The sequence below is a fragment of the Microbacterium sp. C-MGS6 genome (genome assembly GCF_058140415.1).
Map to the genome: position 1 here is coordinate 1,058,644 of NZ_CM176934.1, position 24,180 is coordinate 1,082,823.

Consider the following 24,180-nt stretch of genomic DNA (forward strand, 5'->3'; position numbering starts at 1 on the left):
TGATCGGTCAGTAATCGCCGAGCGTAGCGTATCGGCGCTCCGCCCACGAGGGTTCGCCGGCCGGATCGACCTCAGACCCTCCCGAAGGCGCGGAGCGGATGCTCGATGAGCTCCACCACGCGGCGGAGGAATCCCGCCGCGTACCCGCCGTCGCAGACCCGGTGGTCGAACACGAGGGAGAGCTGGACGATGCGACGCGGCACGATCGCCCCGTCCACGACCCAGGGGCGCTCGATGATCCGGCCGATGCCGAGGATCGCGACGTCGGGGTGGTTGATGATCGCCGCCGAGCCGTCGACCCCGAGCCCGCCGTAGTTGTTGAGGGTGAAGGTGGATCCGCGGAGCCGCTCGGGCGGCAGGGTGCCGGCGCGCGCGGTGGCCGCGAGCTCGCGCAGGGCGGCGTCGAGGTCGGTGACAGTGAGCCGGTGCGCGTGCGGGACGACCGGGACGAGGAGGCCGCGTTCGGTGTCGGCGGCGACGCCGAGGTTCACGCCCTCGAACGAGATCAGCTCGGAGCCGTCGTCGCTGAGCCGCGAGGCGAGCACGGGGTAGTCCTCGAGCGCGAGGAGCACGAACCGCGCGAGCAGCGCCGTGATCGACGGGGCCTTCCCGCCGTCGGGAGCCATCTGAGCGCGGAGATTCCAGAGGTCGGTGGCGTCGACGTCGACCCACACGGTGGCTTCGGGGATCTCCGAGCGGCTGCGGGCGAGCCGGGCGCTCACGGTGCGACGCAGCGGGGAGAGGCGCTCCCTGCTGCGGACCGGGAGGCCGTCGATCTCGCCGGTGGGAGCGGTCGCGGAGGTCGGCGTCGGGGCCGCGGCGACGCCGTCCACGGCGTGGTCCACGGCGGCGCGCAGCACGTCGGCGCGGGTGATCGCCCCGTCCGCTCCGGTGGGGGAGATCGCGTGCACGTCGAGGCCCAGATCGCGGGCGAGGCGCCGCACGAGCGGCGATCGCACGGCGACCGGAGCGGGTCGCGCGGCATCGCGGGCGACCGGTGCGGCTGACTCCGGAGCGGTCGAGGCGGGTGCTGCGGGTGCGGGCGCTGTCGAGGCCGGCGCCGGGGTGGGGCGTGGCGCCGCGGGGCGTCGTCGCCGACCCGTCGAGGCGGACGCGGAGGTGCCGTACCCGATGAGGACGTTGCCCGACCCCGCACGCTCCTCCTGCCGGTACGCCTCGTGCTCGGGCTGCGTGGCGGGGGGCTGCGGCGCGGACGCGGTCTCCTCGCTGCCGGGGTCGGCGACTTCCAGCACCGGGGCCCCGACGTCGATGGTGTCGCCGGGGGTGCCGTGCAGGGCGGTCACGACTCCGGCGAACGGCGAGGGCAGTTCGACGACGCTCTTCGCGGTCTCGACCTCGGCGATCGCCTGGTCGGTCGTGATCGTGTCGCCGACGGCCACCAGCCACTGCACGAGGCCGGCCTCGGTCAGTCCCTCGCCGAGGTCGGGCAGGCGGAACACGCGGACGGCGGTCTTCACAGGCGTGCTCATGCGTCGTCCTCCCAGTGCAACGAGTCGATCGCGTCGAGCACGCGGTCGACGTCGGGCAGGTACCAGTGCTCGAACTTGGGGGGCGCGTAGGGGGTGTCGAACCCGGTCACCCGCCGCACGGGGGCCTCCAGGTACTCGAAGCAGCGCTCGAACACCCGGGCCTGGATCTCGGAGGCGACGCTGACGAAGCCCGGGGCCTCGGCGATCACGACCGCGCGTCCCGTGGACCGTACCGCCGCGGTGACCGTCTCGTCGTCGAAGGGGGAGAGGGAGCGCACGTCGACCACCTGCACGCTGCGTCCTTCGCCCGCGGCGACCTCCGCCGCCTCCAGCGCGAGCGGCACGGAGGCCCCGTACGCGAGGAGGGTCACGTCGGTGCCGTCCCTGGCGATGCGCGCCGAGCCGATCTCCGCGGTCACCGCGGTGTCGACCTCGCCCTTCGACCAGTAGAGCTTCTTCGGTTCCAGGAAGACCACGGGGTCCGGCGAGGCGATGGCCGCGCGGAGCAGCGAGTAGGCGTCCTGCGGGGTGGACGGGCTCACGACCGTGAGGCCGGGCGTGTGCGCGTAGTACGCCTCGGACGAGTCGCAGTGGTGCTCGACGCCCCCGATGCCGCCGCCGAAGGGGATGCGGATCACGAGCGGCATGCGCATCCCGCCACGGGTGCGGTTGCCGAGCTTCGCGACGTGGCTGACGATCTGCTCGAACGCGGGGAGGGCGAAGGCGTCGAACTGCATCTCGACCACAGGGCGCATCCCGTTCATCGCCATGCCGACGGCGGTGCCGATGATGCCGGACTCCGCGAGCGGGGTGTCGAAGCAGCGGTCCTCACCGAAGCGGGCGGTGAGCCCGTCGGTGATGCGGAACACGCCGCCCAGGGCTCCCACGTCCTCTCCGAACACGACCACGTCGGGGTCGGCGGCGAGGGCGTCCGCGAGGGCGCGGTTGAGGGCGGCGGCCATGGTCATGGTCGTGGTGGTGCCGACGGTCGTCGCGACCGGCGTCTCGTGCTCGGCGATGGTCATCGGGCGCCTCCGGTCGTCATCGTCTCGGCGGGGTGGGAGCGGGCGATCTCGTCGCGGAGGAGCTGCCACTGCTCCTCCCGCTGGGGCGAGCGGGTCGCTGTCACGAAGCGGAAGAGGTCTTCCGGGTCGAGCTCCGCATCGGTGTTCAGGGCGGTGCGCATGGCGGCGGCGATCTCCTCCGCGCCCGCGGCGAAGCGCGTCTCGGCCTCGTCGTCCAGCGTCCCCGTCGCGGTGAGGTGCGCGCGCAGGCGGACCAGCGGATCGCAGGCGAGCCAGGCCTGCACCTCCTCGCGTTCGCGGTAGCGGGTGTCGTCGTCGGCGTTGGTGTGCGCCTGCATGCGGTACGTGTGGGCCTCGATGAGGGAGGGGCCGCCGCCGGCGCGGGCGCGGTCGACGGCCTCCGTGAGCACCGCGAGGACCGCGGCCACGTCGTTGCCGTCGACGCGCTGCCCCGGCATGCCGTAGCCGACCGCCTTGTGGGCGAGGGAGGGGGCGGCGGTCTGCCGGGAGAGGGGGACCGAGATCGCGAACTCGTTGTTCTGCACGAAGAACACGACCGGGACGTGGAAGACGGCGGCGAAGTTCATCGCCTCGTGGAAGTCGCCCTCGCTCGTCGCGCCGTCGCCGCAGAGCGCGAGCACCACGGTGTCCTCGCCGCGGTGCTTCGCCGCCTGCGCGAAGCCGACCGCGTGCAGGAGCTGGGTCGCGAGCGGGGTCGCCTGCGGGGCGACGCGGTGCGCGCGCACGTCGTAGCCCGAGTGCCAGTCGCCCTTGAGGAGCACCATCGCTTCCGCAGGTGCGACACCCCGGGCGATCACGGCGACGGAGTCGCGGTAGGTGGGGAAGAGCCAGTCGGTGTCGCCGAGCACCATCGCCGCCGCCACCTGGCAGGCCTCCTGGCCGTGCGACGACGGGTAGACCGCGAGGCGGCCCTGGCGCACGAGCGCGCCGGCCTGATCGTTGATACGACGGCCTTCGACGAGGCCACGGTACGCCGCCAGCAGGACGTCGGCGGCGGGGAGCGCGTAGGTCTCGTCGGGGAGGGTGGTCCCGTCCTCGGCGATCAGTCGTACCGCGGTGTCGCGCGGGAGCATGTCGTGGGGGTGCATCCGTCCGCCTTCCTTGCCGAACTCGATGAGGACAGCATGCCGCGCATGCGACACTCATCCAAGATCCGTCGCGTGATCGTGGACGATTGCGCTCCACATGTCAGAATGGCGTCCGAACTGTCAGGATTTCCCGGACGCGAGAGGGGTGTCATGGCGGCGCTGGACGAGACGGATCGCGCGATCCTCGCGGAGCTGCGGCGGGATGCGCGGGCATCCATGACCGCGATCGCCGAGGCGGTGCACATCTCCCGGGCGGGGGCGCATGCGCGGATCAAGCGCCTCACCGACGCCGGGGTGATCACGGGATACACCGTGCGCACCGACCCCGTGCTGCTGGGTCATCACGCGAGTGCCTATGTCACGCTCGCGATCGAGCAGGCCACCTGGCAGGAGGTGAGCGCGCGGCTCCGGGCGATCCCGGAGATCGAGCACATGGCGCTCGTCGGCGGCGACTTCGACGTGCTGCTGCTCGTGCGCGCGAACGACGCCCGCGACCTGCGCCGCATCGTGCTGGAGGACATCCAGGCGATCCCGTCGATCCGCTCGACGCGGACGATCCTGATCTTCGAGGACTCCGACCGGGCGTGACGTTCTCTCCCGCGGTCGAGGGTGCGGGGCTCTCCCTGGGGTGCGGCGGGCGCCGGTGAGGTGCGGGGGTTCGGCGGCGGCGGGCGGTGTGGATGCTGCGGTGCTGGGGAATGTCGATCGCGGGTCTCTGTGGATGCAGGAGGAGTCCCTCGCGCGTATCGGAATATTGCGCTGAACGGGGATTATCGGGCCTCGCAATGTCGGTGGCCCTCTGTTGAATCGTCGTATGGAAAGCACCCCGGCAGCGGTTCTCGACGACACGGTCGTCGCTCTCGACGCCGTGCTGCGATCCGGCACGGTGGGCGCTCTCGACGCGCGGGAGATGATGGACCTGCTGCGGGTCGCGGGCGAGATCCAGCGACGCGTGGAGGCTGTGATCGTGGACGCGGTGGCGAGCGCCGATCCGCGTCCGGCAGGGTCCGGGGAACCGGCGTTCTGCGGACGGTTCGGCTGCCGCTCGATGAACGAGCTGCTGCAGCGTGTGCTCCGCACCGACGGCGCGTCCGCCGCGCGCCTCGTGAAGAGCGCGCGGTTGGTGCGGCGCGAGGTCGACCTCTCCTCCGGGGAGTGGCTGCCGGCGCGGTGGCCGGCGCTGCGCGAGGCCCTCCTCGACGGGGCGATCGGGGTGACCGGGTTGCTGGCCGCGACCGGGCCGATCGAGCAGGCCGGCCCTCGCGTGCGCCTCGCCGACCGCTGGGAGGCCGACGCGTATCTGGCGGAGGTCGCGCGGGGCGAGGAGAGTTGCGAGGGCGCCGAGAACAGTGATGATGACGAGAACGAGACCGGGCCGGCACCGACGCCCGAGGACCTGAGGGTGCGGGCGCAGATGATCGTGCAGTACCTCGATCCGGACGGCGCGGAGCCTGCGGAAGACATCGCGCTGCGGGCCCGGGGCGTCGTGCTGGGCCGCGCCAAGGACGGCGTGATCCCGGTCAGGGGCGCGCTGCTGCCCGAGGTCGCGGGGCAGCTGCAACGGATCTGGGACGCGTATCTGAACCCGAAGGTCGACGGTCCGCCGCTTCCCGGCGTCCACTTCGTGCCGTCGGAAGTGCGTGACGACGCTGCTGGGGAGCAACAGGCACCGGTCTCCCCGGATGACGATGTGCTTCCGTCCGGCGACGTCGGCGGGATGGTCGACGGGCGCACACGCGCACAGAAGCAGCACGACGCGCTCGCGGCGGCCCTGGGGATCGCGGCCCGGCACGACGACATGCCGCGGCTGGGCGGTGCCGCCCCGACACTCGTGGTCACGGTCGCCGCCGAGGACTATGCCACGGGGCACGGCTGGACGCGGGTCGAGGGCGTCGAGACGCCGGTGTCGACGCGGGTGGCCGCGCACACGGCGTGCGGAGGGACGGTCCAGCGCGTGGTGCTCGGTGCCGGAGGAAGGATCGTCGGGCTCGGGTCGAGCGACCGGATCTTCACCCCCGCGCAGCGCCGGGCGATCGGCGTGCGGGACGGCGAGTGTCTGATCCCCGGCTGTCACGTCCCGGCCGCCTGGTGCGAGATCCACCACGTCACGGAGCACGCTCGCGGGGGTCCGACCCACACCGACAACGGCGTCGCGCTGTGCTGGCACCATCACCGCACGTTGGACACCTCGGGCTGGCAGATCCGCATGCGAGGGGGAGTGCCGCAGGTGCGAGGGCCGGCCTGGTGGGATCCGAGACGACGATGGCGCACGCCGCGCCCGGCTTTTCCCGGCTCCCCGGACCGGACGGGGGCCCGATTCGCTCACGCGGGACCGGTCCGCGGACGCATCCTTCGCGCGGGGACATCTCCGGCGCGCTCCGCGACAAGTGCGGCGGGAAGGGCCGACCGAGAATGAGAAGAAGACCGGCGTCCGCGCCGTGACCCGCTCGAAGGAGAGACACCGATGTCCGATTCCGCCGTTCCCGTAGCCGTCGACTCCGGATCCACCGATTCTGCGGCGTCCGCCGCCGCGGCGCTGCTCGACCGTATCCAGCACCCGCGCGGCGAGGGTCGCGAGATCCCCGATGCCGCGACGCGGGAGGTCATCGGACGCGCGCCCGTGGCCACGGTCGCGGACCTCGACGATGCCATCGCCCGCGCGAAGGCCGCGCAGCCCGCGTGGGAGGCGCTGGGACACGAGAGGCGGAGCGCACTCCTCCTGGCCGCGGCCGACGCCATTGACGCGAACGCCGAAGGGCTCGCCTACCTCCTGTCGCGGGAGCAGGGCAAGCCGCTGAACGGCCCCAACGCGCGGTTCGAGCTCGGGGCCTGCTCGGCCTGGCTGCGCACCAACGCCACCACCGTCCTCGAGCCGCAGGTGCTCGTCGACGACGAGACGCTGCACGCCGAGCTCGTCTACAAGGCGGCCGGCGTGGTCGGGGCCATCGGGCCGTGGAACTGGCCGCTCATGATCACGATCTGGCAGATCGGCCCCTCGCTGCGCATGGGCAACACGGTCGTCGCGAAGCCCAGCGAGTACACGCCGCTGAGCGTCCTGGCGATGCTCGCCGTCATGAACGACGTGCTGCCCGCCGACGTCCTCATCGGGGTCTCCGGAGACCGTGAGGTGGGTGCCCGCCTCGCCTCGCACCCCGACATCGCCAAGATCATGTTCACCGGCTCCACCGCGACCGGGCGCCGCATCATCGAGAGCTCCGCGGGCAACCTCGCCCGCCTCACGCTGGAGCTGGGCGGCAACGACGCGGGCATCGTGCTCCCGGGCACCGATCCCGCCGCGATCGCGGAAGACCTCTTCTGGGGCGCGTTCATCAACACCGGACAGACCTGCGCCGCCATGAAGCGCCTCTACGTGCACGACTCCGTGTACGACGAGGTCGTGGACGCTCTCGCCGCGATTGCCGAGCAGGTGCCGATGGGCAACGGCCTCGACGAGGGCAACGTGCTCGGACCGCTGCAGAACCGCCCGCAGTTCGACATCGTCAGCCGCCTCGTCGACGACGCGAAGAGCCGCGGCGCCCGGATCGTCACGGGCGGCGAGCCGGCATCCGACCTCGGCGAGCTGTTCTACCGGCCGACCATCGTCGCCGACATCGACAACGATGCGGCGCTCGTCCAGGAGGAGCAGTTCGGCCCCGCCCTCCCCGTCATCCGGTACAGCGACGTCGACGAGGCCTTCGCGCTGGCGAACGCCCTCGACGTGGGCCTCGGAGCCTCGGTGTGGGCGAGCGACCCGGAGGAGGCCCGCGCCGTCGCCGCGCGTATGCAGTCCGGCACGGTGTGGATCAACTCGCACGGCGGGCTGCACCCGATGGTGCCGTTCGGCGGGGTGAAGAGCTCGGGTTACGGGCTGGAGTTCGGCGTCGAGGGGCTCAAGTCCGTCGCGGTCACCCAGGTCGTCTCCGGACCCGGCCGGAAGGCCTGAGCGTGGCCGCGACGAATAGCGGCGCGGCGGGCTCCGCGATTGTCGTCGGAGCCGGTACGTCGGGCGCCATCGTCGCGCGGCGTCTCACCGACGCCGGTGTCGCGGTGACGCTCGTCGAGGCGGGTGGTTACGACACGAACCCGGCCATCCACGACCCCTCGCGGGCGGGCGAGCTCTGGCACTCCGCCGAGGACTGGGACTTCTTCACCGTGCCGCAGCCGCACGCGGCCGGTCGTCGTCTGCATCTGCCTCGCGGGAAGGTCACCGGCGGTTCGCACGCGCTGAACGCCATGATCTGGGTGCGCGGCGCGGCCTCCGACTACGACGCGTGGGAGGCGGCAGGGGCGACCGGATGGGGGTGGGCCGAGGTCGAGCCGATCTACGACGCGATCGAGAACGACCTGCTGCCCGTGACCGACGACTACGCGCTCTCGCCCATCCAGGCCTCGATCATCGATGCCGCGGTGGAGGAGGGGCTGCCGCGCAACCCGAACTACAACGGCGGCACCCTCGACGGGGTGTCGCAGGAGCAGGTCACGATCAGGGACGGCCGCCGCGTCAACACCTGGACCGCCTACGCGCAGCCCGTCGCCGACCGGATGACGATCCTCACCGGTCGCGCCGTCCACTCCGTGATCGTGCGCGACGGGCGCGCGGTCGGCATCCGGCTCGGGGAGGGCGATGACACCGAGGAGGTGTTCGCGGACGAGGTCATCCTCTCCGCGGGAGCACTCGGCACGCCCGTCATCCTGCTCCGCTCGGGCATCGGTCCCGCTGCCGAGCTGAGTGCCCTCGGCATCCCCGTCGTGCTCGATGCCCCCGCCGTCGGCAAGAATCTGCACGACCACCTCCTGTCACCCGTGATCTTCGCGACCGAGAAGAAGCCCGTCGGCCCGCCGCAGCCGGGAGTGTCCGTCACGCAGAGCCACCTGTTCTGGCGGAGCCGCGACGGCCTCGCGCAGCCGGACACGCAGCCCATCCACTTCTCCGTGCCCATGTGGGGCGAGCTGGAGCCGCGCGGCACCGACGGGTTCACGCTCATGGCGGGCCTGGTGACGCCGCACAGCCGCGGCGAACTGCGCCTCACCGGCCCCGGCGTCGACGACCTGCCGCACATCGACCTGGCGGCGCTGGAGGATCAGCGCGACGCCGACGCCCTCGCGGCCTCCGTGCGCCAGTGCCGCCGCATCGGCACGCAGCCTGCGCTCGCCGAGGAGTGGGGAGCGGTCGAGGTCTACCCCGGCCTGGACGTGGCGGACGACGACGTGGAGGAGTGGGTGCGCCGCACGGCCATCACCTATCACCACCAGGTCGGCACCTGCCGCATGGGCTCCGACCCGGAGTCCGTGGTCGACCCGCAGCTCCGGGTGCGCGGGATCGAGGGGCTCCGGGTGATCGACGCCTCGGTCATGCCGACCGTGCCCACCGGCAACACCAACGCGCCCGCGGCCATGATCGGCGAACGCGGCGCGCGATTCATCCTCGCGGACTGAGGGAGGGCGGCGAGGGGACGCGGGGCGATCACGGCATCTGTCGCGATCGCCTCGCGCTCCTGCGCGTCAGCGCGTGAGCAGCGTCACGGCCACGAGCGCGAGGGCGACGATCCCGAACCCGGTCGCGAACACCGTCAGCGCGAGCGGGAGACCGCCGCCCGGCAGCGGGCCGCGCGCCCGCGCGGTGAGCACCGCGGTCGTCCGACGCTGCCGACGGCGCGCGGCGATCCAGAGCAGTGCCGCCGTGCCGACGCCCAGCACGCCCGGCACGAGGCCCCACCCCTCGGCGCCGCTCGGCAGCACGAGAGGGAAGACCCGCAGCGACAGCAGCGAGCCGACCGCGATCGCGAGGGCCGTGCGCCGCCAGGCCAGCTCCGTCCGCTCCGGCTGCAGCCCGGGGTCGTACAGATCGGGGGCAGGGGTGGCGGGCACCGGAGTATCGGGGGCGGTCATCGGCAGGCCTCGCTCAGCGCCACAGCACCCCGGCGAGGACGAGCAGCCCCGTCGTCACCACGACCACCGCGAGCACCACCGCCGACAGCGCGCCGGGCAGCGGTCGTCCCTGCCGGAGGGCGCGCTCCGCCCGCATCCACTCGAACCACGCGAGCGGCGCCACGGCCGTGCCGGCGATCATCAGCAGCAGCGAGGCCGCCAGCCGGAACCCGGGGTGCAGGTCGAGGCCGAGGACCTCGAGAGCGACGCCGCCCGCGATCAGCGCCAGGCCGGTCCGGGTCCAGGCCAGGAACGTGCGTTCGTTGGCGAGGGAGAACCGGGGGTCGGGCTCGTCCCCGACCCGATAGACGGAGGCGGGGAAGCGGCGCATGCGCCCATCGTACGGCGCGGCGCGGTCAGCGCTCGTGCACCGGGCGCCCGGCGAACCACGTCGAGACGACCTCGGTGTGCACGATCTCCTCCGCCGGTCCGCCGATCGCATCCCGTTCCAGGATCACGAAGTCGGCCGATTTGCCGGGGGTCAGGGACCCGGTCTCGGCGCCGAGCCCCATCGCCGTCGCGGCGTTGATCGTGAAGACCTCCAGCGCTTCCTCGGCCGAGATCGCCTGCTCCGGCCAGAGCGTGCCCGCGGCCCGACCGAGCGGATCGGCCCGTGTCACGAGCCCCTGCAGGCCCTCGAGCGTGTTCGGCGACTCGCTCACCGGCCAGTCCGAGCCGCCGGCCACGAGGGCCCCGGCGTCGAGGAGTGCGCGGTTGGGCTGCGAGTGCTCGGCACGCTCTCCCAGCACGTCCGCCAGCGCCTGGGGGATGACGCCCGGGTACCAGATGAACGGGGAGATGTCGGCGGAGACGTCCAGCGCCGCGAGTCGGGGGATGTCGCTCTCCGCGAGGAACTGCCCATGCGCGATCTGCACCGGCGTCGTGAATCCGTCCGCGCGCAGGCGCTCGGCGGCGTCCAGGACGAGGCGTGCCGACCCGTCGCCGGTGCAGTGCACCTTGGCCCCGAGACCGCGCGCCGCGACGGCCCGGAGCCAGTCGGTGAGCTCGTCGAGGGTCATGGTCGTCTCGCCGTGGAAGTGCGCCCCGTGCACCGGATCCGCCGGATACGGGTCGAGGAACGAGGCGGTGCGGGCGGGCGGGACGCCGTCGAGGAAGATCTTCACGAAGTCGGGACGGTGGTGCGGCGTGCGGAACTCCTCGCCGCGGTCGAGCAGGGGAGCGCCGATGGGGTCGAACCCGAAGATCTCGTCGTTGATGAGGAGCGAGGAGACCACCCAGGCGTGCAGCTCGTCGGCGCGGTCGAGTCCGGCGAGCGCGGCGAGGATGTCGACGGAGACCCCCGCGTCCTGGAACGCCGTGATCCCGAACGAGTTCAGCAGCTCGATCCCGCGACGGGAGGCGGCCGCGTGCTGCTCCGCGGTGAGTCCGCCGCTGCGGTCGTACGCCTCCTGCACCGGGATGCCGGCGGCTTCCAGGAGTACGCCGGTGGGGGTGCCGTCGTCGGGGTCGAGCAGCGTCACCCCGGAGGTCGGGATGCTGTCCGCCGTGATGCCGGCCAGCTCCAGCGCCCGGGTGCTGGCCCACCGGTTGTGGCGGGAGTCCTCCATGAGCGCCACCGGCCGTCCGCCCGCTGCCTCGTCGAGACGCAACCGCGTGGCGGTGTTGGCGAGGGTGGGAAGCAGGGTCGTGGCCACGGCGCCGCCGACGATCCAGGCGTCCTCGGGCAGGGTCTGCGCCTTCTCCCGCACCCGGTCCAGGATCTCGTCGAGCGTGAGGGAAGGGGCCAGCGACAGTTCGAAGAGCTCGGTCCGTCCGGCGAGGGCGTGGTGGTTGTGCACGTCGACGAACCCGGGATAGACGGCCGCGTCGCCGACCTCGACGACCTGCGTGCGGCGGCCCCGGAACGCCTCCACGTCGGCGCGGTCGCCGACGGCGAGGATCCGTCCGTCTCGTACGGCGAAGGCCTCGGCGCGCGGACGGGCGCGGTCCGACGTGCGGATCACGGAACCGGTGACGATGAGGTCGGCGACGTCGGTCATGTCAGGCGTCTCCGAAGGTCGCGGGCTCGAGCGACGGGGAGTGGTGGGTGGTCGACAGCAGGCGGCCGTGTGCGCCGAACGTGAGGTGCGTCGGCACCTCACCGCTCTCGTCCAGTCCGAACAGCACGCCGTGGGAGCGGATCGCGTTCACGTCGCGGTGGTCGGCGATCGTCACCGAGGCGCACGGGATCACCTTCTCGCGCCACGCGAAGATGTAGATCCCGGGGCGCACCTCCCACACGCTGTTCTCGTCGGTGTCGGCGAGCCCGCGCTCCGGACCGGCCAGGCACTGCCACGAGTACCAGCGCGGGGAGGGGTAGACGTGCTCGTAGGCGTGCTCCTCGCTGTAGACCCACTCGACGCGGCGGCCGATGAGCGTGGTCGTGGGGGCGGCCTCGGCACCGGTGACCGCGGCGCCCTCGATGGTGCCGGGGGCGAAGTGGTGCTGCACCCGGGTGCGGCCCTGCTCGGGCGCGGGGAGGATCTCGGAGATCACCGCGAGGGAGCGTCCGTGCCGCAGATCGAGCACGAGCGAGACCGCCTCGTTCGGGAGGTAGCGGTGGTGGAACTGCACGAAGTAGAGCTCGTCGTCGACCTCGAACGCCTCGTAGTCGTCGGTGTCGGACGCGGCCTCCGTGGGGTCCTCGGCGGCGGGCTGGTACTCCCAGGCGACCGTCGAGTCGTCGAAGCGGTGGACGATGCGGGTGCCGCGGGCGTCGACGACAGCGATCTCGCGACCGCTGAGCGCGGTGCTGTGCGGGGCCTTGTTGGCGTCGAAACCGGGCGCGAGGCCTTCCAGTGGCAGCCAGGTGGAGGTGTCGGCGGGGTTGAGGGTCGTCATGGGGATTCCTTCCTTCGGGGAACGGGGTCGGCGCGGGCGTCAGCGGTCGCTGAACCGCTCCAGGTCGGTGGCGAGGCCGTCGTAGACGGCGGGCTTGGCGCGGCGGAGGTAGGCGGCGTAGACGATGCCGCCGATCAGCGCGAGCACGAGCAGGAGCGGCATCAGGCGGATCGCGAGCTCCTCGGAGCCGGCCACGATGTTGAAGTTCACGATCGCCAGGATCGAGATGGCCGCGATGCCGAGGAAGCCGATGCCCGGCGCGATGAACGTGCTCCACCACCGCGGGTCGTTCCGGCGCCGGAAGTACACGACGATCGAGATCGCCGCGAGCCCCTGCAGGATCAGCACGCTGAGGGTGCCGAAGCCGAGCATCGCGGGCACGAGCGTGACGATGGGGTCGGCGCCGGCGAGGGCGAACAGGATCGCCACGATCGCTGCGAAGCCGGCCTGCACGATGCCCGCGAGCTGCGGGGCACCGTTCGGGCGGGTGCGAGCGAGGGCCTGGGGGAGGATCTTCGCGCGACCCAGCGAGTACAGGTAGCGGGTGGCCGAGTTGTGGAACGCGAGCATCGCCGCGAACAGGCTCACCAGGAGCAGCACCATCATCACGGTCGTGAGCGGACCGCCCAGGTACTGCTGCGAGAGCGAGAAGATGAGGTCGCCCGTGGGCAGGTGCTCCAGGGCCGTGGCCTGCGCCTGTGCGACGCCGGTCGCGCTCACCACGGCCCAGGTCGTGACGCCGAGGATCACGCCGATCGCGATGATCGAGGTGTAGGTCGCCCGCGGGATCGTGCGCAGCGGCTGCTTGGCCTCCTCGCTGAAGAGCGCAGTGGCCTCGAACCCGAGGAAGCCGGTCGCCGCGAGCAGCAGGCCGATGGGCAGCGAGCCGGAGAACACGGCCTCCGGGCTGAACGCGGCGACGTCGTAGCCGGTCTGCACGAGCACTGAGATGTCGAAAACGACGAGCATGAGCACCTCGAGCACGAGGCACACGCCGAGGATCTTCGAGCTGAAGTCGACGCCGATCCGCGCGAGGACGAAGCACACGACGATCGACAGCAGGCCCCAGACGAGCCAGTGCACGTCGAGACCGGTGAGGTCGCGGATGATCGTCTGCATGAAGAAGCCGCTGGTGCCGATCGTGCCGACGACGAAGAAGTTGTAGCCGAGCGTTGCGATGAGGCCCGCGACGAGTCCGCCGGTGCGGCCGAGGCCCTTCACGACGAAGGCGTAGAAGCCTCCCGCGTTCACGAGCTGCTTCGACATCTGGGCGTAGCCGATCGCGAACAGCAGCAGGATGGCCGCGACGAGGAAGAACGACATCGGGGTGCCGCCGCCGTTGCCCAGGGCGATGGCGAGGGAGGCGACGACGACGATCCCGGTCAGCGGCGCGACGGCGGCCAGGACGAGGAAGACGATGCCGGCGACGCCGAGGGCGCCGGGGCGGAGGGAGGTGTGGTGCGGCGTCGTGGGTGCGGCGGTCTGCTCTGCCACGTCGGCTCCTTTGCTCGGGTGACGGCCGTGCGGACACGGCATCGACGACGAGGGGAATCGTCGATAGAGCGAGTCTGCTCGCCGCCTCGATCCGGCGCTTGACCGTGAGCGAAGGACGATGGTGCCACCGCGCACACCCCGCCGGTGGGCGTGCGGCCCCTTCGCCCCGCGGAGCAGGATGACCGGGACGACACCGCTGTCTCGTCGGCGCCGCGCGGCGCCGGGCCGCGGTCGGAGGACGCGATGGACCTGCAGCTCGACGACACGACGGCCCTCGTCACGGGGGCCGCCAGCGGCATCGGCCGTGCCGTCGTCCGGGCGCTCGCCGCCGAGGGGGTGCGGGTCGCGCTGCTCGACCGGGACGCGGCTGCGCTCCGGGACGCCGCCGCGGTCGCCGGCGCCGATCCGGTGCTGCTCGCCGCCGACGTCACGGACGAACAGCAGGTGGCCGCCGCGGTCGACGCCGGCGTCCGCGCGATGGGAGGTCTCGATGCGGTGGTCTGCTGCGCCGGGATCTCGGGCCCGGTCGGGACGCCGATCGAGGAGACCGCACTGGAGGAGTGGAACCGCGTCCTCGCCGTCAACGTCACCGGCGCGTTCCTCGTGCTCAAGCACGCGATCCCGGCGCTCCGGGAGTCCGCCGCGGGGTCCGTCGTGCTGCTCGCGAGCGACTCGGCCGTCGTGGCCTCGCCGGGCATGGCTCCCTACGCCGCATCGAAGGCGGCGCTCGTGCAGTTCGGGCGGGCGCTCTCGGTCGACCTCGCCGGCACCGGGGTGCGGGTGAACGCGGTGGCACCGTCCATCGTCGACACTCCGATGAGCCGCGGGGATCTCGGTTCGGAGGCCTTCGCCGACCCCGCCTTCCCCGTGCAGAGCGCCGACGAGGTCGCCGGGCACGTGGCGTACCTCCTCTCCCCGCGGAGCCGGACCGTGAACGGCACCACCCTCCTCAGCGACTTCGGGTACACCGCCCGGTCGGGATTCCCCGCCTGACGCGACCGCGTCCGGCCCCACAGCGCACGCGCGCAGAACACACAGGAGCACACATGGCAACCGTGGTCGGATCGAGCGTCTCCGGACGCGTCGTCGTCATCACCGGAGGCGGCACGGGCATCGGCGCGGCGGTCGCGGAGCGGTTCGCGGCCGAGGGGGCGCACGTCGTCGTGGTGGGCCGCCGGCCGGAGCCGCTGCACGAGGTCGAGCGCGCGGTCGGAGCCCTGCCCGTCGTCGCCGATGCGGCGGACACCGCGTCGGCGCAGGCCGCGATCGCCGAGATCCTCGCGCGGTTCGGCCGGATCGACGTCCTCGTCGCGAACGCCGGGGGACACGGTTTCTCGCCGGTCGCCGAGACCGACGACGCGAGCTGGGACGCGGCGATCCGCGCCAACCTCACCACCGCGTTCGTGATGGCACGCGAGGCACTGCCGGCGCTGATCGAGGCCAAGGGGCAGGTGGTGATCGTCTCGTCGCTGGCCGGGCTCTTCGCGGGGCCGTCGGTGGCCGGATACACGGTCGGCAAGCACGCGCTCATCGGCCTCACGCGGACGCTCGCGCGCGACTACGGGCGCCACGGCGTCCGCGTCAACGCGATCTGCCCCGGGTGGGTGCAGACGCCGATGGCCGACGAGGAGATGGACGAGTTCGCCGCGCATGCCGGCCTCGGCTCCCGCGAGGAGGGGTACGCGACGGTCACCGCCGACGTGCCGCTGCGCCGCCCCGCGCGGCCCGCCGAGATCGCCTCGGTCGTCCGCTTCCTCGGGTCGGGGGAGTCGTCGTACATCACCGGCGCCGTGATCGTGGCGGACGGCGGGTCGCACGTGGTCGACGTGCCGACCATCGCCTTCGACCGCGCCGGGATGTAGCGCGGGTCAAAGTCGAGCGGCGGTTCCGGCCCTCCGCCTCAGTCGATGCGGAGTTCGAAGCCGTCGTCGGTCCGGACCACGGCGACGTGCGTGAGGTCGTCGACGTGCGCGGTCGGGGCGTGGGCTGCGGCGTGCGGGCCGATGCCGATCACGCGCATGCCCGCGGCGTGGGCGGCCTGGATGCCGGCGCCGGAGTCCTCGAACACGACGCAGTCCGCGGGGTCGATGCCGAGCGTGCGGGCGGCGAGGAGGAAGCCGTCCGGATCGGGCTTCGAGGCGGAGACGTTCTCCGCCGTGACGGCCAGCTCGGGGACCGTGAGCCCGGCCTGGCCCATCCGCGCGGTCATGAGGGCGACGTTGGCCGAGGTGACCACGGCGTGCGGGAACGGCTGCAGCGCGGCGAGCAGGTCCTCGGCACCCGGGATGCCGATCACACCGTCCACGTCGGAGGCCTCGGTCGCGAGCATGACCTCGTTCTCGCGGAGGTTGATCGCGTGGTCGCGCTCGGGGAGCAGGATCGCCATGCTCTGATGTCCCTGCCGCCCGTGGACAGTGCGGAGCACGGTCTCCGGATCGATCCCGTGCGGCTCCGCCCAGGCGAGCCAGAGGCGCTCCACGACGGCGGTCGAGTCGACGAGGGTCCCGTCCATATCGAGGAGGGCGGCGCGGGCGTGGAGGATCTCGGTCACTCCCTCAGGCTAACCCCCACGCCGCCGACCCACCCCCTTTCGCGCGCCCCGGCCCCCTGCGCACGTACGCACGGGGCGGGAGGCACGCGACGGGGTGGGTCGACGGGAGACTCAGCCCCCGAGGTAGGCGCGGTGGAGGAGGGCGGGGTCGTCTTGGAGGGCCTGCGGGGCGCCCTGGAACGACACGCGGCCGCCGGCGACGACCACCGCCTCCTGCGCGAGACCGAGCGCGAGCTGCGTGAACTGCTCCACCAGCAGCACCGCCACCCCCGACTCCGCGATCGACGACACGATCGGCATCAGACGCAGGAACACCACCGGCGCGAGGCCTAGGGACATCTCGTCGATGAGCAGCACCCGGGGTTTCGCCGCGAACGCCCGTGCCAGCACCACCATCTGCTGCTCCCCACCCGACAGCAGCGCCGTGGGGGAGTCGATGCGCTTCTCGAGCTCCGGGAACTGCGCCAGCACGGCCTCGATCTCCCCGGCGGTGCGTGCCGTGAGGGAGAGGTTCTCGCGCACGGTCAGCGACGGGAACACGGCCCGCCCCTGTTCGATGTGCACGATGCCGCGCCGGGCTCGCGCCACGCGGGAGAGCCGGTCGATCGGATCCCCGTCCAGCAGGATCGACCCGGCCGAGTGCGGTGTCACGCCGGACACCGCCTCGATCAGACTCGTCTTGCCAGCGCCGTTCGGGCCGACCAGCGCCAGGACCTCGCCGCCTGTCACCCGCAGCGAGACGTCCGAGATGACCGGCCCGGCGCCGCGGCTCACCGTCACCCCGTCGAGCACCAGTGCGCTCATTTCAGCAGCTCCGTCTCTCCCATGTACGCCTTGACGACGTCGGGGTTCGCGAGGACCTCGGCCTGCGGGCCGCTCGCCAGGACGCGGCCGAAGTCGAGGACCGTGAGGGTCGGGCACACCGAGCGGACGAGGTCCAGATCGTGCTCGATGATGATGAGGGCCACGCCGTAGCGCCCGGGGAGCTCGCGGAGGCGAGCCGCGAGCGCCAAATGCTCCTCGTGCGAGAGGCCGGCGGCGGGTTCGTCGAGGATGAGCAGGCGCGGGCGGGCGGCGACGTTCGCCGCGACCTCCACGAGCCGCCGGGTGCCGACGTCGACGCTCGAGAGGCGCGCCCGGGCCGGCGGGCATCCGAAGAACGCGAGGACCTCGTCGATGTCCGCCGCGGCGAGGCGCCGCCGGGCCACGAAGCGCACATAGCCGCCCACCGTGAGCGCCGGCGGGACGCGGTCTTGCTGGAAGGTCCGTCGCAGTCCGAGGCGGGCGCGCCGGGTGGGGGAGAGCCCGGCGAGGTCGCGGTCGCCGAGGAGCACGCGGCCCTCGTGCTGGGGGAGGAACCCGCTGATGGCATCGACGAAGGTCGACTTCCCGGCGCCGTTCGGACCGATGAGCCCCATGATCGAGGCGGCGGGCACGGTGAACGAGACGTCGTCGAGGGCCTTGAGCGCCCCGAACTGCACGGTCAGCCCGTCGACCGTGAGCACCGGGGCGCCGTCGAGGGCGGCCTCGTCGACGGTGGCCGTCGTGGTCGTGGTGATCGCCGTCGCATCGGTTCCCGCGTCCGGCGGGAGCGCCGTGAGCTCCGCGGTGGCCGTGCGCCGGTCGGCCCGCCGGTACAGGAGGTTGCGGATGCCCTGGCCGAGGTTCGTGCCGCTCGTGAGGGCCTGGACGCCCAGCACGCCGAACACCACGAAGCCCCAGTCCTGCGGCACGCCCCAGCGCTTGAGCAGCTCCGGCACGAGCACCCAGAGCAGTCCGCCGAAGATGGCCATGTCGATGAGGTGCGCGCCGGACATGATCGCCAGCACGTACAGGGCGAGGGACTGCAGTGGTGTGAAGCTCGAGGCGAAGGGGAGCTGCACCTGTCCGGCGAGCAGCCCGCCGGAGACGCCGCCGAGGGCCGCCGACACCGCGAACGCCGTGAGCTTCGCGGTGCGCACGCTCTGCCCGGCCGCGGCCGTGCCCCGCTCGGAGAATGCGACGGCCTTCCAGCTGGCGCCCCAGCGTCCGCGCTGCAGGAAGAACACCGCCAGGCCGCAGACGGCGAGCACGACGATGGAGAGGAAGAAGAACTCCCGGTCACTGCCGAACAGCGCGGGCCGCTCGATCGCGATGCCGTCCGCGGAGCCGGGGAACTGGATCTGCACGAGCGTGACGTCCGCCGCGGCCGCGAATCCGAGCGTCACGACGGCGAGGTTCACGCCGCGCAGCCGCAGGGCGGGGAGGCCGACGAGGATGCCGACGAGACCGGCCGCGACGCCGCCGAGCACGAGCCAGACGAGGAAGCCGCCGGGCGCCTGCATCACGTTCAGCAGGGAGACGATCCACGCCCCGACCGCGGCGAAGGTGAGCTGGCACAGGGCGATCATCCCGGCCGAGCCGGTGACGATGCCCAGGCCGAGGATCGCGATCGCGGCCGTGACGGCGCTGATCGCGAGGAAGACGAAGTAGCCGGGAAGGGCGGCGCTGAGGAGCGCGCCCACGCCGATGCCGACGACGGCGACGGCGAACGGCCAGGTGATCCGGAACCAGGGGCGGTCAGCGAGCGGCATCCCACACCTCCTTGCGTTGCGTCCAGAGCAGCAGGACGACGATGAACAGGAACGGCAGGAAGTTGCGCACGAGCGCCACTTCGTCGATCTGCGCGACGAGTCCGCCGAGGACGCCGAGGAGCAGCCCGCCGACGACGGCGAGGTCGAGCCGGCGGAAGCCACCGAGGAGGGCGGCTGCCGCAGCGGGGACGATGAGCATGGACAGGCTCGTGGCATCGTTCGACTGCGAGGGCGCGACGATGATGATCGCGATGGCGCTGATGATCCCGGTGACGAACCAGACGGCGATCGACAGCGGCCGGGAGCGGATGCCGAGCAGCTCCGCCGTGGTCGGCCGCTCCGACAGCGCGCGCAGCTGGGTGCCGACCCTGGTGCGGCGCAGCACGATGCGGACGGCGACGGCGGTGACGACGGCCATCGCCACCGTCGCGACGGTGACCTGGCTGATGACCACGCCGCCGAAGGAGAACGCGGGGCCGGCGATGATCGGGGTGAACGGCTGCGGCTTGTTGCCGAACAGGATGAACGACAGCGAGATGAGCAGCAGGAGCGGGCCGACCGTCATGGCGGAGCGGGTCGTCGTCGAGGCCTCCGACAGCCACGTCGCGGCGATGAAGCCGATGGCCGCGGCGAGCAGGCCCGCGACGAGGACGCCGAGGATCGAGCCGAGCCAGATGGGCAGTCCGATCTCGCGCACGAACCACACGGCGGTGAACGCGCCGAACATGCCGGTCGCGGCCTGGGCGAAGTTCACGACGCGCACGAGGCGTGACATGAGGGTGAGGCAGACGCCGAGGACGGCGTAGAGGCCGCCGGCGGCGAGTCCGGCGATGGCGCCTTGGAGCATCAGGCGTCCTTTCTGGTGAGGGCCCTTCGACAGGCTCAGGGACCCGGCGTGGGTCGCTGAGCCTGTCGAAGCGCGGGGACCCGGCGTGGGTCGCTGAGCCTGTCGAAGCGCGGGACCCGGCGTGGGTCGCTGAGCCTGTCGAAGCGCGGGGACCCGGCGTGGGTCGCTGAGCCTGTCGAAGCGCGGGGACTATTCGCCGATCCGGAGCCAGTCGTCGGCGACCTTCTCCCAGGCGTTCGTGCCCGACTTCAGGATGATCGGCCAGCCCGCGGTGTTCTGCGTGCCGAAGGCGTAGGGGGTGCCCACCATCGGGTTCTCGATCGGGTCCATGCCCTTCAGCGCCTCGGAGACGCTCTCCCGGGTGATGTCGCCGTCGATGCTCTTCAGCACCTCGATGAAGTACGTCGCCGCGAGGTAGCCGCCCTGGCTGAACGAGGTGAGGGGGATGTCGTTCTCCTCCATCAGCGTCCGCCAGTCCGCGTTGATGTCGCTGTCGTCCGTGAACGGGTAGAACTCGGCGGGGACGTAGATGCCGGCGCCCGCGTCGTCGATCGCGTCGGCGAAGTTCTCGCTGTAGACGCTCGTGAGGTAGAGCCAGGTCACGTCGTCCCAGCCCTGCGCGTTCGCGGCCTTGACCTGTCCGATCGCGTCGGGCTCGACCGGGTTGATCGCGAGGGCCTTGCAGCCCTGGTCCCGCGCCTTGACGATGTAGGGCGTGTAATCGGAGGCGCCGTACGGCACGGTGTCGTCGACGTACTTCGGCTCCTTGCCCGTGATCTCGGTCCACTTGTCGATCGCGGCCTGATAGGTCGGACGGGTGGAACCGGCGATCTCCAGCAGGATGCAGATGTCGTCGAGTCCGAGCACCTCGGAGCCGTACTGCAGCGTGAGGGTCATGTCGTTGAACGGGCCGACGTTCGCCGGCGAGATGTTCTCGCTGTCGAAGCAGCCCGTGTCGACGCCGATGCCGGGCACCGAGAGGATGCCCTCCTGCTCGTAGTACTTCGCGTTGATCTCGCACTCGATGAGGCTCGCGGAGCCCACGAGCGCGACGGCTTCGTCGCTGCCCACGATCTCCCGCGCCGAGGCGGTGGCCGTGGCGGGGTCGCCCTTGTCGTCGAGCATCTTGTACTCGATCGTGCGGCCGTCGAGGCCGCCGTCCTCGTTGAACGCGTCGAAGACGGCGGCAGCCGCCTGCGAGGCCTCCGGGAACGTCGCCGGGCCGCTGATCGTGTTCACGGAGCCGACGACGATGGGGGCACCGTCGCCCCCGGCTCCGTCGCCGCCGGCGCAGCCGGCGAGAGCGAGGGCGGCCACGGCGATGATCGCCGCGGCGCCGGATGCTCGTCTGTTCATGTGCTTCCTGCCTCTCCTGTTCGGGTCGTGCTGTCAGCTCGAAGGCTGGGTCTCGGTGCTCGTCGACGGCGCGCGCAGGGCGCGGTTCACGAGCTCCGTGTCGGTGAACTGCTCGAAGGCGACGATCTCGCCGCCCGCCACGCGCCAGACGTGGGCCACCCGGGCGGCGAAGAACCGCCCGGTGCGCTTGTAGGTGCCGGAGTAGGTGCCGATGCCGACCACGACGTCGCCGCCGTCGACGACCTCGTCGATCGCGACGGTGTAGTCGTCCCACTCCTCCTGGATGCGGCCGAAGACGTTCTCGGCGACCGCGTCCGGGCCGATGTACGTTCCGGCGTAGGGGAATCCGGCGGCCTCGGTCCACTCGATGTCGGCCGCGAAGGGCGCGAGCATGCCGTCCAGGTCGCCGCGGTCGTTGGCGGCGTAGTGGTCGCGGATCAGGTCTGCGTTGCTCATGTGCTCTCTTTCCGTGGTGGGTCGCTGCGCCCGTCTGGGTCCCTGAGCCTGTCGAAGGGCCCTGAGCCCGTCTGGGTCCCTGAGCCTGTCGAAGGGTCGAAGGGTCGAAGGGTCAGGCGGGCTGTGCGTCGGGGTAGGCGACGGCGCCCAGCGGGTAGATGTGTCCGCCGGCGCGGGAGTGCTCGGACTCGCCGTCGCCGTTGAGTCCGAGGAAGATCCCCGTCGTCATGAGCTGGTAGCCGAGGTCGTGGAGCCAGACGCTCGCCACCGCGATCCGGAACTCGCGGAAGCAGAAGAGGTAGAGGCCGTGCGCGAACTTCCACACCGTGGAGAGGTCCATGTCGCCGTGACCGCGCTGGACGCCCTCGAGGCACTGCCACGCGTAGCGCTGGCTGGAGACGTAGACGTGCTCGTACAGGTGGTGAGGGCTGTAGCGGTAGATGTTCCGCTTGCCGATGAGGTCGCGGCTCGGACCGGGGACCTCGCCGGTCGCGGGCCCGGCGTCGGTGGTCGCGGCCCAGAAGTCCTGCCCCACCTGCGGGGTACCCTCGACGGCCTTCGCGGCGATGCGGGAGCGGATGACGGTGGCGCGGTGGGTCGTGGTGGAGAAGACGACGGTGAGGGCTTCGCGCTCGCGGGTCTCGAAGGGGATGTTCACGAAGACGACGTCGTCGCGCACGCGGACGGCGTCGTACGGGTCGCTACCGGAGGAGCCCAGGCCCTCCCAGGCCACGGAGTCCTCGTCGAAGCGGAGCGCGAGCGTGGTGTCGTCGTCGAGGGTGAGCGTGAGCGCGGTTCCGGCGAGCATCGTGTTCGGCAGGCGGAACGTGTCGATGCCCGCGGCGAACTCGTCGTACGTGCGCCATTCGTCCAGAGCGGGGTCGGCGGAGATGTCGGTCATGAGGGTCCTGACGTCGCACACGGCGGGGCCTCGTCGCCCCGGGCACCGCGTCGTCGCGATGCGCTTGCCTCATGCTCCGGCCGCACCGGGGGACCCCTCAAGCGCGCGGAGTCCATCCCGCACCGAGAGTCAACCGGCGTGCCCTCCCGGGCAAGTCCCGTCCCCGCGGGGCACCGTACCGGCGGTTCCGTCCCCGCGGTTCCGTCCCTGGATCCGCCCCTGGCCCCCGTGCGGGATCAAAACCGCCCCTGCCGGACGCGAGTGGGGTGCCTTCCTGATCCCGCACGGGCGTCCCGCCTGCGGCCGCCCCGGCGCGGGACGGAAACCGCCCCTGCCGGACGCGTGTGGGGTGCGTTCCTGATCCCGCACGCTGGAGTCGTGTCATCTGGCGCGCGGGAGTCGTGTCTCTCGCGCACGGAGTGCCGCGCGTCGGTGCGGGGTCGAAAGTGCCCCTGCCCGACGGGAGTGAGGTGCGTTCCTGATCCCGCACGCGGGGCGGGGGGATGGTGCGGGATCAGAAACGTGCGCGAGGCGAGCGCTGGCGGGGCGGTTTTGATCCCGCGCGCGACGGGGAGTACGGGAACAACAGGGTCAGTGGGTGGCGCGGTACTCGCTGGGGGAGACGCCGAAGGCGGTCTTGAAGGCGCGGCTGAAATGCGCCGCGTCGACGAAGCCCCAGCGGGCGGCGATGGCGGCGACGGGGCGGTCGGCGAGCATCGGGTCGAGGAGGTCGCGACGGCACTGCTCCAGGCGGCGGGTGCGGATCCACGTCGACACGGTCACCCCCTGCTCCTGGAACAGTCCGTGCAGGTGGCGGGTGGAGATGAAGTGCGCGGCGGCGATGGAGGCCGGTCCGAGGTCCGTGGAGGCGAGGTTGCGGTCGATGTGCGAGCGGATCCGCTGCATGAGGGCACGGTGCGGGTCGGCGGAGACCTGGTCGAGACCGAGCTCCCGCGTGAAGACGGTGGTCACGAGGTCGAGGGCGCTGTGCGCGAGCCGGGCTCCCGTCGTGCCGGCGAGTTCATCGAGGTTGCCGGCGAGCTGCGTCAGGTACGGCACGACCATGCCGCCGAGCCCTTCCTGACCCGAGATGCGGACGGCCGTGAGCTGCCCGATCATGTCCGGCGGGAGGCTGATCAGGTGCTTCGGGAACATGACGACCATGGTGCGGAAGTCCTGGTCGAAGACGAGGGAGTACGGCCGATCGGTGTCGTAGACGGCGAGGTCGCCGGGCTCCAGCACGGCCTCGCGGTCGTCCTGGATGAGCAGGCCTGTCCCGGCGAGCATCAGGCTCACCTTGAAGTACGAGCGGTCCCCGCGGGCGATGAGCTCGGTGGTGCGCTCGACGACGTGCGAGGTCGCGCGGATGTCGTTGACGTGCACCTCGTCGACGGCGGCGCCGCGGATCACGCCGCGGAACTGGTCGGCGCCCGCGGTGGACACCTGCAGCGGGACGAACGACTCGGAGACGGCGGCGCGGAACTCGCTGATGTTGCGCGCGACGAGCGTGGACACCGATTCGGCGGGGGTGGTGAGGGCACCGTTCATGACTGATCACCTCGGGCTGGTGGGAACGACGACGTTGTATACGATCCGTTCCGTGATGCTA

General features: G+C 72.0%; 22 protein-coding genes. 6 read left to right on the forward strand and 16 right to left on the reverse strand.

Translation table 11 applies throughout. The features are described from left to right. Window positions 1-71 precede the first annotated feature (71 nt). From AC3B5L_RS05115 to AC3B5L_RS05125, 3 genes are read right to left on the reverse strand one after another with little or no spacing between them, the layout of a single operon-like run. Window positions 72-1,490 carry a dihydrolipoamide acetyltransferase family protein gene (locus tag AC3B5L_RS05115; protein WP_490096249.1) on the reverse strand — a complete coding sequence of 473 codons (1,419 nt, stop codon included), beginning with the start codon at window positions 1,488-1,490 and terminating at the stop codon, window positions 72-74. Next, window positions 1,487-2,515, reverse strand: coding sequence for an alpha-ketoacid dehydrogenase subunit beta (locus AC3B5L_RS05120; RefSeq protein WP_259952038.1), 1,029 nt, complete (start codon window positions 2,513-2,515; stop codon window positions 1,487-1,489). The genes AC3B5L_RS05115 and AC3B5L_RS05120 overlap by 4 nt, the downstream gene beginning before the upstream one ends. After that, window positions 2,512-3,624: a thiamine pyrophosphate-dependent enzyme gene (locus AC3B5L_RS05125; RefSeq protein WP_490096250.1), complete on the reverse strand. Its 1,113-nt coding sequence runs from the start codon at window positions 3,622-3,624 to the stop codon at window positions 2,512-2,514. The genes AC3B5L_RS05120 and AC3B5L_RS05125 overlap by 4 nt, the downstream gene beginning before the upstream one ends. Before the next feature lie 150 nt (window positions 3,625-3,774). Between AC3B5L_RS05125 and AC3B5L_RS05130 the strand changes: the two genes are divergently transcribed. The 4 genes from AC3B5L_RS05130 to AC3B5L_RS05145 all read left to right on the forward strand — a co-directional run bounded on the left by AC3B5L_RS05130 (window position 3,775) and on the right by AC3B5L_RS05145 (window position 9,060). After that, entirely contained in the window at window positions 3,775-4,212 is a 438-nt protein-coding gene (locus AC3B5L_RS05130) for an Lrp/AsnC family transcriptional regulator (protein WP_187663516.1), read from the forward strand. 226 nt (window positions 4,213-4,438) lie between these two features. Then, window positions 4,439-6,040, forward strand: a complete 1,602-nt coding sequence (locus AC3B5L_RS05135; RefSeq protein WP_490096251.1) for an HNH endonuclease signature motif containing protein — start codon at window positions 4,439-4,441, stop codon at window positions 6,038-6,040. 48 nt (window positions 6,041-6,088) lie between these two features. Continuing rightward, on the forward strand, window positions 6,089-7,567 hold the full coding sequence (locus AC3B5L_RS05140; protein ID WP_490096252.1) for an aldehyde dehydrogenase family protein: 1,479 nt from the start codon (window positions 6,089-6,091) through the stop codon (window positions 7,565-7,567). 2 nt (window positions 7,568-7,569) lie between these two features. Beyond that, window positions 7,570-9,060: a GMC family oxidoreductase gene (locus tag AC3B5L_RS05145; RefSeq protein ID WP_490096253.1), complete on the forward strand. Its 1,491-nt coding sequence runs from the start codon at window positions 7,570-7,572 to the stop codon at window positions 9,058-9,060. Window positions 9,061-9,126: 66 nt separating this feature from the next. On the opposite strand, the gene AC3B5L_RS05150 is transcribed toward AC3B5L_RS05145, so the two are convergent. From AC3B5L_RS05150 to AC3B5L_RS05170, 5 genes are read right to left on the reverse strand one after another with little or no spacing between them, the layout of a single operon-like run. Beyond that, a complete protein-coding gene (locus tag AC3B5L_RS05150; RefSeq protein ID WP_232089193.1) occupies window positions 9,127-9,513 on the reverse strand; it encodes a DUF202 domain-containing protein in 387 nt (128 codons plus the stop codon). 13 nt (window positions 9,514-9,526) lie between these two features. Further along, window positions 9,527-9,883 (reverse strand): YidH family protein, encoded by a 357-nt coding sequence (locus tag AC3B5L_RS05155; RefSeq protein ID WP_025103854.1) that lies wholly within the window; start codon window positions 9,881-9,883, stop codon window positions 9,527-9,529. A gap of 25 nt (window positions 9,884-9,908) precedes the next feature. Further along, window positions 9,909-11,552, reverse strand: a complete 1,644-nt coding sequence (locus AC3B5L_RS05160; protein WP_490096254.1) for an amidohydrolase — start codon at window positions 11,550-11,552, stop codon at window positions 9,909-9,911. A gap of 1 nt (window position 11,553) precedes the next feature. Continuing rightward, the gene (locus AC3B5L_RS05165) at window positions 11,554-12,393 is read right to left on the reverse strand and encodes a MoaF C-terminal domain-containing protein (protein WP_490096255.1); all 840 of its coding nucleotides are present in this window, start codon (window positions 12,391-12,393) and stop codon (window positions 11,554-11,556) included. A gap of 39 nt (window positions 12,394-12,432) precedes the next feature. Continuing rightward, entirely contained in the window at window positions 12,433-13,887 is a 1,455-nt protein-coding gene (locus tag AC3B5L_RS05170; RefSeq protein ID WP_490096256.1) for an APC family permease, read from the reverse strand. A 243-nt stretch (window positions 13,888-14,130) separates the two neighbouring features. On the opposite strand from AC3B5L_RS05170, the gene AC3B5L_RS05175 reads away from it, so the two are divergent. Both AC3B5L_RS05175 and AC3B5L_RS05180 read left to right on the forward strand, forming a co-directional pair. Further along, window positions 14,131-14,880: an SDR family NAD(P)-dependent oxidoreductase gene (locus tag AC3B5L_RS05175; RefSeq protein ID WP_490096257.1), complete on the forward strand. Its 750-nt coding sequence runs from the start codon at window positions 14,131-14,133 to the stop codon at window positions 14,878-14,880. A gap of 53 nt (window positions 14,881-14,933) precedes the next feature. Continuing rightward, on the forward strand, window positions 14,934-15,749 hold the full coding sequence (locus tag AC3B5L_RS05180) for an SDR family NAD(P)-dependent oxidoreductase (RefSeq protein ID WP_490096258.1): 816 nt from the start codon (window positions 14,934-14,936) through the stop codon (window positions 15,747-15,749). Between the two features lie 38 nt (window positions 15,750-15,787). Here the strand turns inward: AC3B5L_RS05180 and AC3B5L_RS05185 are convergent, their stop codons facing one another. The 8 genes from AC3B5L_RS05185 to AC3B5L_RS05220 form a co-directional block, all read right to left on the reverse strand. Then, complete coding sequence (locus tag AC3B5L_RS05185) at window positions 15,788-16,438, reverse strand: HAD-IA family hydrolase (protein WP_490096259.1); 651 nt, start codon at window positions 16,436-16,438, stop codon at window positions 15,788-15,790. Window positions 16,439-16,549: 111 nt separating this feature from the next. Next, the gene (locus AC3B5L_RS05190; protein ID WP_187663525.1) at window positions 16,550-17,242 is read right to left on the reverse strand and encodes an ABC transporter ATP-binding protein; all 693 of its coding nucleotides are present in this window, start codon (window positions 17,240-17,242) and stop codon (window positions 16,550-16,552) included. Beyond that, complete coding sequence (locus tag AC3B5L_RS05195) at window positions 17,239-19,011, reverse strand: branched-chain amino acid ABC transporter ATP-binding protein/permease (RefSeq protein ID WP_490096260.1); 1,773 nt, start codon at window positions 19,009-19,011, stop codon at window positions 17,239-17,241. Before AC3B5L_RS05195 ends, AC3B5L_RS05190 begins: the two co-directional genes overlap by 4 nt. After that, window positions 18,998-19,858, reverse strand: coding sequence for an ABC transporter permease subunit (locus AC3B5L_RS05200; RefSeq protein WP_101846949.1), 861 nt, complete (start codon window positions 19,856-19,858; stop codon window positions 18,998-19,000). The genes AC3B5L_RS05195 and AC3B5L_RS05200 overlap by 14 nt, the downstream gene beginning before the upstream one ends. 189 nt (window positions 19,859-20,047) lie before the next feature. After that, complete coding sequence (locus AC3B5L_RS05205) at window positions 20,048-21,214, reverse strand: ABC transporter substrate-binding protein (protein ID WP_187663528.1); 1,167 nt, start codon at window positions 21,212-21,214, stop codon at window positions 20,048-20,050. Window positions 21,215-21,247: 33 nt separating this feature from the next. Beyond that, window positions 21,248-21,670 (reverse strand): nuclear transport factor 2 family protein, encoded by a 423-nt coding sequence (locus tag AC3B5L_RS05210; RefSeq protein ID WP_187663529.1) that lies wholly within the window; start codon window positions 21,668-21,670, stop codon window positions 21,248-21,250. 112 nt (window positions 21,671-21,782) lie between these two features. Continuing rightward, entirely contained in the window at window positions 21,783-22,571 is a 789-nt protein-coding gene (locus tag AC3B5L_RS05215) for a MoaF C-terminal domain-containing protein (RefSeq protein WP_490096261.1), read from the reverse strand. A 591-nt stretch (window positions 22,572-23,162) separates the two neighbouring features. Continuing rightward, on the reverse strand, window positions 23,163-24,119 hold the full coding sequence (locus AC3B5L_RS05220; protein WP_259952063.1) for an AraC-like ligand-binding domain-containing protein: 957 nt from the start codon (window positions 24,117-24,119) through the stop codon (window positions 23,163-23,165). Window positions 24,120-24,180 lie beyond the last annotated feature (61 nt).